Source organism: Pseudomonas sp. B2021 (genome assembly GCF_018135665.1).
Lineage (GTDB): Bacteria > Pseudomonadota > Gammaproteobacteria > Pseudomonadales > Pseudomonadaceae > Aquipseudomonas > Aquipseudomonas lactis.
The window spans coordinates 3056166-3069805 of sequence record NZ_SMOF01000001.1; the positions used below are offsets into that span (position 1 = coordinate 3056166).

Genomic DNA, 13640 nt, shown 5'->3' on the forward strand with positions numbered 1-13640 from the left:
AGAAACTGCCTTCACCCTGCCACTGGATAGCCATTCGGTGCTGCTATCGCGGGTAGCTCATTGACCACTTTGGGTCGATAGCAGTCATCTTCGACCAGCAGCTATCGACCCATAGCTGCCTGTGGAGACGGTCGGCAATCGGCCATAAGCGGCCTATGAGAATGTCTACGAGACTCAGGGCGTTCACAATGCCGTCCATCACGGCCGTGAGGTGCCTGCAGTAGGAGGACTGAAATTTAGAGGGGAGGTAGTTGACGCCGCCGCCTGCCAGAGGTAATGCTGGCTATTGGCCAACTCATATTGTTGAAGGGACTCTGTATGAACGAGATTGCAGCTATATCTGAAGAGATGGAAGATTTAGACCAAATCGACACTCCCTTAACAAAAAACTTTGAGGCTGAAAAGCAACGGGTACTCTTTGCGATATCCAGAAATAGTCCTAAACGCTTGTTAGATAGAGTTGCTTGGATTCTGAATCACTACACTAATGCTCGTGACTCAGATATTGCTTGCCAGCTACATTACTGGAAAACATTTCAAGGAGATCTCTACAGTGGCGGAAATATTTTGCAAGAGAACTATCCTAAGCTTGAACGATTAAACAGCATCACGCGGGCACGGGCAAGAGTACAGAATGATCTTAAAATGTTCATCGCCTCTCCTGAAGTTAGAAAGCGCAGAGGAAAACTGGAGGATGAAGAAAAGCAACGTGCACTTGAGGAACGCCCGACCTTCCCAATATATTGCATATATGCGGACGAAAGTGGTAAGACCAGCAAGTACTTATTAGTCGGTAGCGTATGGGTATTGCGAAGCTACGAAACGATAAAGATAACTAACGCAATTAACCAAAAAAAGCAGTCTATTGGCTTCAAGGGCGAAATGCACTTCAAAGAAATAAACAAAGGTAACCTAGATACCTACTGTGAGCTTCTGAACGCCATTATCGAAAACTCCTCCTCAATCTCATTTAAGGGAATTGGAGTTCTCAGAAGTGGCCTGACGAACCTCGACGACACGCTTAACAAGCTCTTCTACCACATGGTTATCCAGGGTATCAAGGAGGAGGATACGTCAGGACGAGCTGTTCTTCCCAGAAACCTACAGTTCCGTAAAGATTCCGAAGAGGAGTCTAAAGATAAGCTTTCAATGATGGAGATTGAGCTTCAACTTAGAAATGCAGCAAAATCTATTTTCAACGACCGCTTGTATGTTGACATAGTTGAAGCCGAGAACTCTGAACGTTCTCCCCTCATGCAGATTGCGGACCTTTTTGTAAGCTCAATTTCGCGGTATTTAAATAAAGGCGAAGGAGCAGAAGGTCCAAAGGATGTGTTTGCAAAAAAATTCCTGCAATCATTCGGTGTGAATACAAACTCCCAAGTATTAGATGGTTTTAGCGATTGTGTCCGTTTCTCCCAGCCTAAAAAATAACTGCATCATACCTTCATTCGTCGAATGCATGGAGGTCGCGTCAGCCCTAGGGAAGCCGACTCAGTTTGAGGCATTGGAGAGGCTGGAGTCGGCAACATACTTTAGTATGTTAGACGCGACCATAGTTCAGTAGCAACTGATCGTTGCTGCATCAGGCCGTGAGATAAATCAATTTGTGGCAGCTTCGAATCAGCTTCAGATACTAGATGCAAGTCACCGGCAAAAAGCTGTCGTTCAAGGGTATATCTAAAGCTTGAGACGACTCACTCCAATTGTCAGCTTCTCACGCAGGTTTTTCAAAGTTATTCAATTGTTCTGAGTCTTCCATTCTGCCGCATCTAGCCTAACTCAAATGTTTCACTCAGGCTTCTACTAGAAGATTCAATGCCTTCATACGCAATCGAGTCGCTGTCAAAGACACTCTAAAGTACTTACTTAGCGCTGTCGCGATTTTCCAGAAATTATCTACATTGTCACGTTGTCCATCCAAATACAGAACGCCATGCCCTCGGTTTCGAATTTCATGATGCTTGATCAAAAGATTCAGTACCGTATTGAACTCATTTCGGGGCATAAGCAGGCATGAGGCAAACGTGTTTGCCTGCCATTCAAGTCGCTCGATTTCCCCCTTTGGAATCGTGATGAGCTGGCTTTGATCAATGTCCCGAGACTGAATGCTTTCGCGCGTCATATATCGTCCATGGCTGAGGAAATAATGTCCTAACTCATGGGCTAGTGTGAACCTGGCCAAGGACGACTGTTCGTCGGCGGTGAAGATTTTTATTTCCAGGGGGCTGAAAGTAATGCTACCCAGAGCTGAGCGGCTCTCCCCAATAAAACGCACATTCAAGCCATTGGTATTTTTCTCATGGAGAACAAGCTTGTTCAGATCTACATCGCCTCTGATGTAGCATATCGACTTCAATACCCGTTCAGCCAAGTCTTCGATGCTGTTTTTTGAGACAAAGGCAACACGCGGCTTGGCCGCAGGTATGGGCGGATGAATCAATCTCAGCTCATTTTCACTGAAAGCAGCTTCTAAACTGAGGCCTCTCCAGATACCGTCCCACCCATCCGTGTAACCAGACGGAGTGACGGCGTATGCGCTGTAGATAGTGGGCCGAAAGTCAGGATGTGTTAGAGCATATTCAATTTCCGCACGCTTACGCGATTTTGCGCTTTGAGCTCCTGTCAGCAACGCACGAGGAAGCTCCCATCGAAACTCAGATTGGTCAAAATACCGCAGAAGGCCAAAGCCTCTGTTGCGAGCAATGTTGAACGTACCGGACTGAAATGCGCTCATGGAGGCGAAGATCCCTTTGACGTTGAAGCCGGTAACCTGACTGACCTTTGAGCTGAACTCTTCAATGTCGCATACGGGAACAGTGCCGCTGTAGTTTTTGCATTCTATTATGATGATCATCGATGGTTTTTCGAGACCCGGCAGGAACACCTCGATCGAAATATCGAAGATGATGGCGTCGTCCCGATCGCGTGAGTAATAGCCTCTTTTTCTGTAGATCTGACAGTTCTCAGGTCGACAGAAGAAGCGCCCCTCATCGATCTCACGAGACAGGAACTGAAAAACCTGCTCTTCAAATTTATCGCCCTTGGCGTAAGTGCTTAGCTTCTCAATTTCCATATTTACGCAGAAATCCTGTTGATTGGGCTCTGAGAATAGCCGATAGCGCAGTAGAGTTTCCTATGCGTATTGTTGATTATTCGAGGCGACACTCTAGCTGTCGATGGAGAGCGACTACTTGATAAGCCAATTGAAGGGTGGAGTAGGTTCCTGTTCAATCTTTTCCGGTTTGATATGTATCGTTGAGTGTCAGCTTTTGGCCGAAAGCAGTCGCAAAGTATTTGTAATTCTTTAGGCAATTCCGTGGCTTGCCTTCATTCGACATGATGCTCGGGAGGACAAAAACGGTTCCCAAACTCAAAACGCACCCCTTGCAGAATGCGGTCTGTAGCCTGACCGATTGCCATGAGTAATGGAACGCCGACGGGTTTCGGGGCATTGGCCCGCTTGAATTTGCATAGCGGTCTTGAAAACCGGCGGACGTTAATAGCGTCTCCAGGGTTCGAATCCCTGGTTTCCCGCCAAGATTTACACGAAAGCCTCGCGAAAGCGGGGCTTTTGCGTTTCTGGGGGTTGTCTCAGAAAAATCTCTACAGACTGATCGTTTCCGCATCATTTCCGGCAGTTTCCGCAACCTAGCGCTGATCGCGGTCAGCGTGTCGGCTTCACAATCTCCCCAACACGACGGTAAACCGTCTCGGTTATCCGCTTGTCCGTATGCCCCAACAGGCGGCTGGCATCGCCCAGGTCCAGAATCTCACTGGCAGCTTTCGGGCGGATGTCACGGAACTGAAACTGCCGAATACTAGATGCAAGAACACCGTCGCCTGCCTCTCTGGCGATGGCGATTGCTTTGTCGCGAGCATCGTCAAAGCGTAGCCGGAGCATGTGCTTAGTCACCTGCCTGCCGTCTTCGGTGATTATCAGGTAAGGGTTTCGTACGCCCCGGGAGCGTCTTTGCTCTATCAGCCTTGCAACCAAGGCGCCCAGATCATTGAGTGCGCCGGCAGCGGTTAGGCGAATGCGTAGTTTCTTCGATGTCTTTCCCTGGGACACCTGCAGGAATTCGTTCACGGCGTCCGCCTCCCGCATGGACAGCGTATCCGCCGGGCGCTGAGCAGTCAGGTAGGCCAGGTCCATAGCGTCACGTAGTTCCGAGGCTGCGACTGCATACACGGCGCCCCAAATTTCCTCGGTGGCGTAGAAGTCGCGCGGCACCTCTTTGTTCTTGCGCACGCCGGCGGCGGGGTTGTTTTCGGTGAGTCCCCACTCCCGCGCAATGTTGTAGATGTGGGATAGCAGGGATATCTCCCTATTGGCTCGAACCTTGGCGGTCCGGTTGTCCCGGTACTGCGCGATGATCTGTGGCGAAACTGCATCAATGGGGGCGTCATTGAAAGCCTTGCGCAGCTGTTTGAGGCTCAGCAAATTGTCGCTTTGGGTCTTGGGCTTCTTACCTGGGATGATCTCTCGTTCATACCGGTCAAACACCTGGGCCAGCAGGGCGTTCTTCTTTGGTACCGGCTTGCAATCAAGCTTTGCCCATTCTGCCTTGGCGATATCCAAATCACCCCCGAGCGGGATTTCCACCCGCTTCCCGTCTTCATTCCTCCCGTCGTAGTAATAGCCAACCCACTCTTTGCCACCCTTCAACGTGCGTACGCGCCGAATCATTCGCGGCGGCAGGTCCCTGTTTGCCGCCTTTTTCGCTCGCATCTTTTTATCCTACTCGTGACAAGTCCAACGACCAGGCTTCGGCCGCAACGTTTTCTGCTGAGGGTTTTACGCCTGCCAGCTTCATCCGGGCGTATACCCGGCCCACTACCGGCCGGCGCGCCCGCGTCAGCACGTACTTCCATCCATTCAGGTTGAGCCACGCGATCTGGCGCGACGGGATCATATAGCCAGTGATTGCCGCGATTTCTTCTTCGGCAAGGGTTTCGCTTTGCATTTCCATGGTGTGCACCTCTATGCCTCTGGTATGTGGAGTGAGCCTGTGGGCCGAGCTGTCTTGATGATTTGGATTGCCAGGCCGAAGGAGGTCAGCAGCCAGGCGCATGTGCCGGCGAAGGCGTAGAGCAGTGCCTCGTTGGTGCCTGTGCCAACAAGGTCAGGCCCAGCCCAGAAGAACCAGCCGAGGGTTCCTACCAGGTACAACAGGGCGCCCAGTACAGTCAGGGTGAGTTTCATAGCGAACATGGGGGTGTCCTAGCCGCGCTGGGGCGGCGCGTAGGGGATTGGAGTGATAGCTTTCTGCCTATCTTTCAAACAGGACCGAAGCGGTGTACAAAAGGGTTCAACTTAGTTCGTGATGAGGCATGGACGTGTCACACAACTTCGATGCTCCGATAGCGCACGCTTACCGGGGCCACGTGATGTTTCTCAAGTTCGATTGGCGTCGCCCGAACGACCAGAGCCCTGTTGCTGCAAAGATCATTGAACCTGCACCCATCAATGGCTTGGGTGAGGTTGCAGCAGAGTTGGAAGGCCCCTGGCCTGACTATCCGGCGGCACTTGATGATGCGATGGCGGCGGCTGAGCGCTGGGTCGATAGTCAATTGCCATGAAGTAACGCACCGGCAGGCATGTAGGGGGATTTGGGTTAGGGCAGTGGTTTGTGAGAAAGCGCATGCGCTAGGTGGCGCGCGTAGGTAGAGACGGCTCGCCAGTAGGCGGCCATGGGGCCTTTGCGGCGCTTCCAGGAGTTCTCCGCCTCGGTGTTGGCCTGGTCGCGCAGGTCGCGCATTACGGCTTCAATCCGCGCCCTATCTTCTGCTGGTAGATCCAAAAGGGCGCGGCCAGATGGCAACTTTAACAGTGGGTTGATGTAGCCCATAGGGTCTCCTTTTCGAAGTAGAACACCACCGGGGCTCCGGTCTCGGCGACCAGGCCATATGCCTTAGCCAGGCGGTAGATGGGGTGGTAACTGTTGAGGGAGTTGAGGTGCCCGGCGATGCGTTCACGCCATACTTCCAAGGGCATCGCCGCCTTGCTTAAATTGCACGGGACGCAAGCGGGCATCATGTTTTCGATGGCATGGTTCGCTGGGCGGCTCATAACGATGGCGCCGGTGTACAGACCGTTCACCCGTTCGGGCTCGCGCCATACCGCTTCCATGTGGTCAGCGTGCCACCGGTCACCCAGCAGTACACCGCAGTAGGCGCAGTGCCCGCCGTACTTCAAACGAACTTGCTCGCGCTCAGCTTTCTTCAAGCGCATGGCCGGCCCTCGCGGCAGTGATCTCGTCGATGAGCGGCTGAGGGAGTTGAGCGGCGTACCCGCCTTCTGACCACGAAAGTGGCTCGGACTGGCGAATCATTTCGTTCAGTAGGTCGAATGCTGCGACAAGCTGCTGATCACGGATCTCACCGTCGTCAGGTAGATCATCACTGAAGACGTTCGAAGGATCGATCTCGCGAGGCATGTTCGGCTCACAGATGCAAAGCTGCAGGTCTGCCAGGTCGATATCGCTGTCGATGAGGAAGTCACGTAGGCTGTCTTCGTCAAAGAAGTACTGGTCGCTATCGAATATTACCAACGGTTCGCCAGACCATTCCTTGACGGGCATCGCTGCAAACTTCGCTTGTCGGCTTTCCTGGTGACAAGGCAGTAGCTACGAATCTCGTGGATCGGATGATCTGGATTCTTCTCGCAGTGGCGATGGGTGGCGCCACACCAGCGCGCCATATGCTCATCTTTGCCCCAGAAGCGGCCATCAGCGCCTACCCAGCCGGTGACGGTTTGGATGCTGGCAGCTTGTGGGGGTTCGTACATCACGACTTTTTCTTCAGGCATGACTTCGTCCTTGCCGCTATAGCGGCTTACTTTGAAGGGGGAGGGGTTAAAACTATCTATGCCGGTCAAAGCCGATAGTTGCTAAGGTTTGACTACAAGCGATCAGGGACCGAACAAATGGAAAGCAAATTTTCTAGGCGTATCTTGCTGCTGGGCTCACTTTTGATCCTCAGTGGGCAAGTTCAAGCTCGCGGCGGAAGAGGTGGGCGGAGCTCTCGCGGAGGTGGACGCGGCGGCAGAGGAGGAGGCGGCACCGGCTTTCTTTGGTTCTTGGGCATCGGTGGCGTAATTTTCGGCCTCGTTAAATTGGACTCGTGGAAGACCGCTCGGCGAACAGCCCATGACAAAGCCTTGGAGGAAGCAAGGCTTGCAGAAGTCGAACGATTGAAACCACCCAAGACTGAGTGGGATGCGCTTGGCCTATGCTTACTCTGTGGCAGCCCCATGGCAGTTCGAATTGCTAAAGTAGGCAGGCGCCGGGGCACCAAGTTCATGGGCTGCACGTATTATCCTCGTTGCTTAGGAACCCGGAAAATAGTGGCCCGCACTACCGGAAACTGAAGTGACGACACCGGAGCTCGCTGTGCCTCATGCTGCCTTCTTTTGCTCGTCTGGCTTGCGAATCAAGCCCAGGCGCACGCCTTCATTGCGAACAATCAAAATGTCGTCGCCATAGCCCCACGGATTCTCGAAACCGTTATCCATCACGGGCTGGAAATACCCGTATCGCATCGTCTTGCCAGTGAGTACAAACGCACCGATAGACCCAACCAGGCTCTTCAGTGTGCCGCCGTGCGAGAAGCCATCCCACCGGCCTTCCCTCGTAACGTTGATGCGGCCCCCGGTGCAGTCATCGAACAGCCAGACGATGTTGCGGCGGCCATTGAGAGCGAGGTATGCATCGTGCCCGGCGCCCTTGTTACGAAAGAAGCACCGGCCGCAGCTGGCGATGACCCTAAGGAATTCGTTCGCAGCGATGATCCGATGTAGGCGCTGCTGGCCGATGGTTTTGTTTTCTGTAGGCATGGGGAGTCCTTGCCGGGCCATGCCCGGGGTGTAGTGCTACGATGGACCCTTCCTATAAATGGGCTGGACCATGACCAAGCACGATATTTACGATGAGATAGAAGGCTTTCAGGTTTGGAACTACATGGAGTGCGACAAGGACAAGGAAGGCCGGGAGACCTGGCGTATCAACGTCGAGGTAAAGCGTGGTGGTGAGGTAGTAGTGCCGGTTGTTGCGGGTGACCGAACCTATGTTGACCGTGGCCTGGCGCAGGTTGCTGGTCGTGAGGTTGGAGCAAGGCTAATTGCTAAGGTGTAATTTTTATGGTTATTCAAACTTGGTTGGCATTAACTTAGTTAAGGAGGCTTTGCCATGGGTCGGCTGTTAGCAATTTTGGGGATGCTGCTCTCAGCGTTGTATTTAGGAATCGCATGGTGGTTGATAGGGGATCGAATTGGCAATCTTTCAACGATGGACTTAAATGAAGTTGGAGATTTTCTCGCCGGAGCATTTGGTCCTCTTGCAATTCTCTGGCTTGTGCTTGGATTTTTCCAGCAGGGTATAGAGTTACGACAAGGAACGGCGGCTCTAAATTTACAGGGCGATGAATTGAAAAACGCTGTCGAGCAGCAGAGGCTGTTAGCCGACGTCTCATTGAAAACGCTTGAGCATGAGCGCGAGGCCAGGCGTGAAGAGGCTATTCGTTATCGGCAAAGCCTACGCCCAATTCTTCATTTGCAAGGTGGCAATGTTGAATTTAAAGATGGCTACTGGATCGTAGAATGTAGGTTGTTTAATGACGGAGCCCAAATATATAGCTTAATACTGGTTCTTAATAACGGCGAACATGCACATCATTTCGCGACTTTCAGAGAATTAGATCGGGGCGAAAGCGTTGACTTCAAATTTAGGTGGCCGCAATATTCTCCGGAAGACGATATTGTAATCAGTGTTCTTTATAAGGAGCGCGATACAGTAGATGGGGTTTGCAGGTTTGTTCCAGATAGTGTTATTGACTTAGGCGGTGTTGGCTTCGTACGGGAAGATAAGATCCAGTCATAGGTTGAGTTATTAGTCACCGCAGAAGCAGTCGATATCTTCCGCGAGATAGCAAAAATCGAAATCGGTTTGCCGGGATCGTTGCTCGGCAGACCATCCCATCGTTTTATAGTCGGCACGATCCTGCCGGAATACCTGGCCGAACCGTTCTTCGGTGCCTGACCACCAGATCACTCGCGACGGGTCATCCATGATCGTCTTGATCAGCTTGCCTTCGTTCTTCTTCCAGCACAGGTCGCAGTTGCCGAAGTCGGAATCTATGGCGAGGTCGAACGGCTGGGCCGCCCAGAACGCGGCAACATTCTCCTTGGTGACGCCGGCAGTGTAGGAGGGGCAAACGTTGTCCCAGCGGGTGCCGCCTCGGTCATTGGCAGCCATCATGCGGTGATAGCGCTTCGGCTCGTCGTATCGGATTCCGACGACGCAATCCCATTCGGTGTAGCCGAGGGCGCGCATGTGCTTCTCGCCGATCTTCACCTTCAGGTATGCGGTGCACATGTTGTTGGAGAAGTTTGGTAGCACCGGCGGAAGGTTCTTTTCTGCCTTCCGATACGCCGCGTAGTACTCGAGCATCATCGTGAAGGGCTCACCGTTGCGGCTGGCCGTCTCGAAATTTACCAGCTTGTACCACGGTGCATCGTCAGGCTGGCCATACACCCGGCACCATTCCATCCATACGATGCCAACTTTCCAGCGCTTGTCGATCTGATCGATGAACACCAGCGTTTCTTCACGTTCCTTACCGGTGTTTTGAAAGAAGGCGTGAACGTCAGCAGGGAGCTTTCCACCGTGGGCGTCGAGGATCTTGCGTAGCATCTGCCCGCTGGTTCGGCCTCCGGAGACGCCGATCTGGGCCGGGCCGGTGATTAGGTAGGGATTCATAATTGCCTCAGACAGCCGATTGCCTCGCCGGCTGGCGTGATTCGTTGATATGGGGTATTACGGGTGACCGGCATGGAGCCGGATCAGGCGGCGGCGCTGGCCGCGTCTTTGATTGCCATGATGGCGTTAGCGGCCTGGCGCACGTAGTAAAGGCGAGCCATCAGGCTTGGGCATGGCTTGCTGATCGTCGACTCCCAGAGGTCGCTGCCACCGATCAGTTCTTCGTGTTCGCGCAGGAAGTCATAGGCCAGCACCACCTCGCTGTCGCGGCCATCGGCGAAGGTCTCGACCTCCTCAACTACATCAGCCAGTTCGGCGAAAGGTAAGCGCTCGTCGTCTGCCTCATCGCGCTCTCGCAGCCATTCAACGAGTTGTTCGGCCCGCTCCAGGGTGGCACCCTTGTTCGGGATATCAGAAATCCATTCAGGCACTTCATCGCTCGGTAGTTCGTAATCGATCCGGCCGGCAACGCATTCGCACACGGTGTCGCGGATCGCGTCGAAGTCGATCACTACGCGCTTGATGTCGCCGTCCAGCTTCTCATGGAGATACCCGTCGCTCTGGTGGCGCAAGAAGTTGATGCCGTAGCTGGCGCCGACGTGGAAGACGAGCGGGCCGATATCGCCCATCATGCTCATGCCGAAGCGGGTAACGCATATGTCGAACCCGTAGCAGCTGCTACCTGGCCGTGCGCAGCGCCATACCTCAACGCCACTTTCATTCACCAGCTGGGTGTATTGGTGCTGGGCCAAGTCTTCTGCGACGCGGGCGGTGAGTGCGGCGCTTGCATGCTCTTTCATGGATTATCTCCAGTCAGGCGCCGCCCTCCGGTTACCGGATGCAGCGAGTAGGGTGGGTTATGCTGGTGTTTCGATTTCGTCTTCAGGCTCGAGTGGGTCGTCGGCGAGCGACTTCAGGCCGGCCGCCCGGATTAGTTGCGACACCTTTTCGGTGACTACAAAAGGTGTCGTGACACAATTGAGCATCTGCGCCGCAGTTTCGAAGTCGGCGGCGATCACGTTGCGCAGCAGGTTCTGAAACACTTCCTGTTGGTTGTTGAAGCCGTGCTGCTTCATCAGGCGCTTTAGGTCGGCCTTGAATACGCCGGCGACTTCAACCGTAAACTTCTCGACGCCCAATGCAGCGTCCTTCGCTGCTGCCTTCTCGCGCTTGCGGCGCTGCTTCAAGGCTCCCGCCGTCGGCTGTTGTTCTTCCTCGGCCATGGCCTACCTCTTCGATTTCATGTGCTGGCAAATCAAGTCATGCCTGGCGCCGGCGTTGTCGCACCTGGTAGTTGATGCGGTTCACAAGGGCATCAGGTGTGAATTTTCGTATGTGGCTATGTTGTGCCATCGACTTGGATCCGGGCTGACCAATTCGCTATTTGGGCGGCCTGGATCCAGTCTTTTCGGTACTGGAATAGGAGGAATACGGCTATGAGTGATTGCAGCCAGTTACCATATCGAGGTAGTGGCAGAGCCCTTCTCAGTGCTTTTTAATGTCGGGACGCCACTCCTCGATGGTGTCCGAGTTTCAGGGGATGTAGCTTGCATCCGTGATGTTATTCAACGTTTGTGCTGTTGTTGTGGCATCGGGGGCCGCCACTTTAAAACCCACCGTAGAAATGTTGCCTAGCAATGAACACTTTGTTGCACTGCCGATGGTGACAATCGACCCTCCTGAGGCAGGCGGAAGATTAAATGTGTTCATGGCGAAACGTGTAGAGCTTGGATTGTTGATCAACAACGACCCGTTGGCCCGCGTGGTTTGATTGATTACGCTATTCTCGGAAAACTCAGAAAATCCAAGGCTTCCAATAGACCCTAAGTAAAACGACCATTCCGTGACATTGATCGTATTGCCTCTAGCCCTTAGCCCCTTCCATGCAGCAGTCCCAGTACCGGCTATAGCGGAGGAGGCAGTAATATGGTTGTTAAGCAAGTCGATATTTTTAACGGCTGCGCTTATCTGGATTCCGGTATTGATGGACGTAATGTTGTTGCCGACAAACCTTGCCTGTGGTATTTGCCAGTCAATACCAATTGAGCCTCCGCTGATGCTATTTCCTTCAATCAGGGGAGGCTGTGTCGCTGTATTGAGCTGGGACCTAATACCGATGGCATTGATGGACAGCAACTTCAGGACGTTTTCCGAGATGATAATTTGGCCGTCGTGTGTAAAGCCCGTGACCGAGCCGATGCTTATCGCGACAGTGAACGAGCCTTGCAAGATATTGGAAGATGCAATCAGTCTGTCAGTGCCGCTGTTAAAGAAAATGCCTAATTGCTGTATTCCAGTTATGTTGTTTCCAGTAATAACGCAGTCGCGGCTTGCGACGGTTGCCGCATCCGGAAGTAATGGTTGCCCGTTCAAGCCTATGTTTGACGACTCTATCTTGCAGAAGTGCAGGACATTGTTGCCAGTGTTGTTGCTGATAGTTCCCCCGCGAGTTCCCTGGGAGAAGTCTATGCAAAAGCCGCCAGTGAAGGACTCAAAATTGTTACTCGTGGCTCGGGGCCGATAACAGTTAGTAGCTACCATGCCGTGAACGACAATATTTCGAAGGTCACAGGTTTCTATCCAGATATTCGAGCAGTACTTGGATCCAGTGGGGTCCAATGCGTACTGGCGACCGCCGAGCAGACCGATCAACTGCCCATCTAGGGTACAGTTCTTAAGCCCAACATCCTCAACCGACCCATCAGCAATCGGATCGATGATAATCGCAGAGTAGCCACCCGTGAATTTGATGCCTGAGACCACAATATTCTTGGCGTTAACTACTCTGAAAAAGGCCTGCTTGGTCGTGTTGCCCCAGATTAATTCCGAGCTCGCACCTTCTCCTGTAATGTTCTGGCCGGTGCTTAGCGTCACGGCGGAGGTCCGATTCGGCTCCCGCCCTTCCGGGTAGATAACGGCCGGTCCAATCGGCGCTACCTTGTATCGACCAGACGGAATATGCACAGGTAGTCCAGTGCTGAAGCAAGCCAGGTACCCGGCGGTATCGTCAGTGATTCCGTCGCCCTTGCAGCCGAACTGTTTAAGGGTATAAGGCGTAGCTTGGCAAAGCTTCCAACGGTAGGTGCCGTTTTCACCAACGATCACGCTTCCTTTATTGTCCGGTGTGGTGGCATCGTTAGGATCCCTGCGATAGACACCTCCGCCTCCATCTCCAGGCACGTAATATCCAAGCACGTAAACCGCCTCACTCGCCGTTGCAACGAGTGCCTTAAGCGCTGAGATATTGTCGACGACCTGACTGGTGATACCCGATTCGTTAATGTTTTCTAGCATTTCCTTTGCTCCTTGATGATGGGGTTTTGCTTGTTTGCGATGTTCGAAATCTAACGTTTCCGGCAAATTTCTACGATCGTTTTGGGTAGTCGATGCCATGGGCGGAAATGATCCGCTCGAAGGCCTTGTTGCCGATCGCCAACTTTCCGCAGCATTGGCGACGAGTATCCCCAGTTCCAGGAATGCACGGATCCGCTCGGCGTATTTCGCGTCGCGGGCTTCGTCGGTTTCCCTCCGCACAAGATTCTGGGCGCCCCCGCGGGTTGGCGGCTTGAACGTGATGTCGTACCTGGCGGCGTAGTTGTAGATAAGCCGCCGACTAACACCAAGCTCGGCGGCCACCTCGGTCTTGGTGAGTGTTACGCCCAACTGGTGTATCTGCTCAACCAGCTTGAGCCGGTCCCGTGATCGGATGTCGGTCTTGTCGAGGGGGAGGGTATTCGCTTCAACCTTGCGCCGAACGAATGGCTTCGGCGTTGGTGGCATCCGGTTGCTATAGGTGATCGGCTTGGGCTTGTAGTGGTACGGCTCGGCCACTTCGATCTTGCCGCCAGCCGCCAGCCGCCAGCCGCCAGCCGCCAGCCGCCA

17 protein-coding genes are annotated in these 13640 nt (G+C 53.3%); 4 read left to right on the plus strand and 13 right to left on the minus strand.

What is annotated here, in order from left to right:
- The first annotated feature begins 318 nt into the window (after positions 1 to 318).
- On the plus strand, positions 319 to 1434 hold the full coding sequence (locus E1K68_RS13470) for a DUF3800 domain-containing protein (protein ID WP_212614214.1): 1116 nt from the start codon (positions 319 to 321) through the stop codon (positions 1432 to 1434).
- Positions 1435 to 1795: 361 nt separating this feature from the next.
- On the opposite strand, the gene E1K68_RS13475 is transcribed toward E1K68_RS13470, so the two are convergent.
- The 4 genes from E1K68_RS13475 to E1K68_RS27805 form a co-directional block, all read right to left on the minus strand.
- Complete coding sequence (locus E1K68_RS13475) at positions 1796 to 3076, minus strand: ImmA/IrrE family metallo-endopeptidase (RefSeq protein WP_212614215.1); 1281 nt, start codon at positions 3074 to 3076, stop codon at positions 1796 to 1798.
- A 591-nt stretch (positions 3077 to 3667) separates the two neighbouring features.
- Positions 3668 to 4732, minus strand: coding sequence for a tyrosine-type recombinase/integrase (locus tag E1K68_RS13480; RefSeq protein WP_212614216.1), 1065 nt, complete (start codon positions 4730 to 4732; stop codon positions 3668 to 3670).
- 4 nt (positions 4733 to 4736) lie between these two features.
- On the minus strand, positions 4737 to 4973 hold the full coding sequence (locus tag E1K68_RS13485; RefSeq protein ID WP_032872120.1) for a DUF4224 domain-containing protein: 237 nt from the start codon (positions 4971 to 4973) through the stop codon (positions 4737 to 4739).
- Positions 4974 to 4984: 11 nt separating this feature from the next.
- Positions 4985 to 5215, minus strand: coding sequence for a hypothetical protein (locus E1K68_RS27805; protein ID WP_244858803.1), 231 nt, complete (start codon positions 5213 to 5215; stop codon positions 4985 to 4987).
- 176 nt (positions 5216 to 5391) lie between these two features.
- On the opposite strand from E1K68_RS27805, the gene E1K68_RS13490 reads away from it, so the two are divergent.
- Positions 5392 to 5583 (plus strand): hypothetical protein, encoded by a 192-nt coding sequence (locus tag E1K68_RS13490; protein ID WP_232246151.1) that lies wholly within the window; start codon positions 5392 to 5394, stop codon positions 5581 to 5583.
- 35 nt (positions 5584 to 5618) lie between these two features.
- Here E1K68_RS13490 and E1K68_RS13495 read toward each other — a convergent pair whose 3' ends face one another.
- The 5 genes from E1K68_RS13495 to E1K68_RS13515 all read right to left on the minus strand — a co-directional run bounded on the left by E1K68_RS13495 (position 5619) and on the right by E1K68_RS13515 (position 7837).
- Positions 5619 to 5852, minus strand: coding sequence for a hypothetical protein (locus E1K68_RS13495; RefSeq protein WP_169922059.1), 234 nt, complete (start codon positions 5850 to 5852; stop codon positions 5619 to 5621).
- Positions 5828 to 6235: an HNH endonuclease gene (locus E1K68_RS13500; RefSeq protein ID WP_197865148.1), complete on the minus strand. Its 408-nt coding sequence runs from the start codon at positions 6233 to 6235 to the stop codon at positions 5828 to 5830. The genes E1K68_RS13495 and E1K68_RS13500 overlap by 25 nt, the downstream gene beginning before the upstream one ends.
- Positions 6216 to 6584, minus strand: coding sequence for a hypothetical protein (locus tag E1K68_RS27810; protein ID WP_244858804.1), 369 nt, complete (start codon positions 6582 to 6584; stop codon positions 6216 to 6218). The genes E1K68_RS13500 and E1K68_RS27810 overlap by 20 nt, the downstream gene beginning before the upstream one ends.
- Positions 6548 to 6811, minus strand: coding sequence for a hypothetical protein (locus E1K68_RS27815; protein WP_244858805.1), 264 nt, complete (start codon positions 6809 to 6811; stop codon positions 6548 to 6550). Before E1K68_RS27815 ends, E1K68_RS27810 begins: the two co-directional genes overlap by 37 nt.
- Positions 6812 to 7399: 588 nt before the next feature.
- Entirely contained in the window at positions 7400 to 7837 is a 438-nt protein-coding gene (locus E1K68_RS13515; protein ID WP_212614218.1) for a hypothetical protein, read from the minus strand.
- A gap of 70 nt (positions 7838 to 7907) precedes the next feature.
- Here E1K68_RS13515 and E1K68_RS13520 point away from each other — a divergent pair, with 70 nt between their 5' ends.
- Positions 7908 to 8135, plus strand: coding sequence for a hypothetical protein (locus E1K68_RS13520; protein WP_212614219.1), 228 nt, complete (start codon positions 7908 to 7910; stop codon positions 8133 to 8135).
- Positions 8136 to 8189: 54 nt separating this feature from the next.
- Entirely contained in the window at positions 8190 to 8879 is a 690-nt protein-coding gene (locus tag E1K68_RS13525; RefSeq protein ID WP_212614220.1) for a hypothetical protein, read from the plus strand.
- Positions 8880 to 8888: 9 nt separating this feature from the next.
- On the opposite strand, the gene E1K68_RS13530 is transcribed toward E1K68_RS13525, so the two are convergent.
- The 4 genes from E1K68_RS13530 to E1K68_RS13545 all read right to left on the minus strand — a co-directional run bounded on the left by E1K68_RS13530 (position 8889) and on the right by E1K68_RS13545 (position 13589).
- A complete protein-coding gene (locus E1K68_RS13530) occupies positions 8889 to 9758 on the minus strand; it encodes a hypothetical protein (RefSeq protein WP_212614221.1) in 870 nt (289 codons plus the stop codon).
- Between the two features lie 83 nt (positions 9759 to 9841).
- A complete protein-coding gene (locus E1K68_RS13535; protein ID WP_212614222.1) occupies positions 9842 to 10558 on the minus strand; it encodes a hypothetical protein in 717 nt (238 codons plus the stop codon).
- A gap of 57 nt (positions 10559 to 10615) precedes the next feature.
- On the minus strand, positions 10616 to 10981 hold the full coding sequence (locus E1K68_RS13540; protein WP_212614223.1) for a hypothetical protein: 366 nt from the start codon (positions 10979 to 10981) through the stop codon (positions 10616 to 10618).
- A 310-nt stretch (positions 10982 to 11291) separates the two neighbouring features.
- A complete protein-coding gene (locus E1K68_RS13545; RefSeq protein ID WP_244858806.1) occupies positions 11292 to 13589 on the minus strand; it encodes a hypothetical protein in 2298 nt (765 codons plus the stop codon).
- Positions 13590 to 13640 lie beyond the last annotated feature (51 nt).

What these genes read in the sequence shown, in the direction of transcription:
- E1K68_RS13490 (WP_232246151.1), top strand. Translation starts at nt 5,392, where the DNA reads ATGTTTCTCAAGTTCGATTGGCGTCGCCCGAACGACCAGAGCCCTGTT.
- E1K68_RS27810 (WP_244858804.1), bottom strand. Translation starts at nt 6,584, where the DNA reads ATGCCCGTCAAGGAATGGTCTGGCGAACCGTTGGTAATATTCGATAGC.
- E1K68_RS13530 (WP_212614221.1), bottom strand. Translation starts at nt 9,758, where the DNA reads ATGAATCCCTACCTAATCACCGGCCCGGCCCAGATCGGCGTCTCCGGA.
- E1K68_RS13485 (WP_032872120.1), bottom strand. Translation starts at nt 4,973, where the DNA reads ATGGAAATGCAAAGCGAAACCCTTGCCGAAGAAGAAATCGCGGCAATC.
- E1K68_RS13535 (WP_212614222.1), bottom strand. Translation starts at nt 10,558, where the DNA reads ATGAAAGAGCATGCAAGCGCCGCACTCACCGCCCGCGTCGCAGAAGAC.
- E1K68_RS13525 (WP_212614220.1), top strand. Translation starts at nt 8,190, where the DNA reads ATGGGTCGGCTGTTAGCAATTTTGGGGATGCTGCTCTCAGCGTTGTAT.
- E1K68_RS13470 (WP_212614214.1), top strand. Translation starts at nt 319, where the DNA reads ATGAACGAGATTGCAGCTATATCTGAAGAGATGGAAGATTTAGACCAA.
- E1K68_RS13480 (WP_212614216.1), bottom strand. Translation starts at nt 4,732, where the DNA reads ATGCGAGCGAAAAAGGCGGCAAACAGGGACCTGCCGCCGCGAATGATT.
- E1K68_RS13520 (WP_212614219.1), top strand. Translation starts at nt 7,908, where the DNA reads ATGACCAAGCACGATATTTACGATGAGATAGAAGGCTTTCAGGTTTGG.
- E1K68_RS13540 (WP_212614223.1), bottom strand. Translation starts at nt 10,981, where the DNA reads ATGGCCGAGGAAGAACAACAGCCGACGGCGGGAGCCTTGAAGCAGCGC.
- E1K68_RS13495 (WP_169922059.1), bottom strand. Translation starts at nt 5,852, where the DNA reads ATGGGCTACATCAACCCACTGTTAAAGTTGCCATCTGGCCGCGCCCTT.
- E1K68_RS27805 (WP_244858803.1), bottom strand. Translation starts at nt 5,215, where the DNA reads ATGTTCGCTATGAAACTCACCCTGACTGTACTGGGCGCCCTGTTGTAC.
- E1K68_RS13500 (WP_197865148.1), bottom strand. Translation starts at nt 6,235, where the DNA reads ATGCGCTTGAAGAAAGCTGAGCGCGAGCAAGTTCGTTTGAAGTACGGC.
- E1K68_RS13475 (WP_212614215.1), bottom strand. Translation starts at nt 3,076, where the DNA reads ATGGAAATTGAGAAGCTAAGCACTTACGCCAAGGGCGATAAATTTGAA.
- E1K68_RS27815 (WP_244858805.1), bottom strand. Translation starts at nt 6,811, where the DNA reads ATGCCTGAAGAAAAAGTCGTGATGTACGAACCCCCACAAGCTGCCAGC.
- E1K68_RS13515 (WP_212614218.1), bottom strand. Translation starts at nt 7,837, where the DNA reads ATGCCTACAGAAAACAAAACCATCGGCCAGCAGCGCCTACATCGGATC.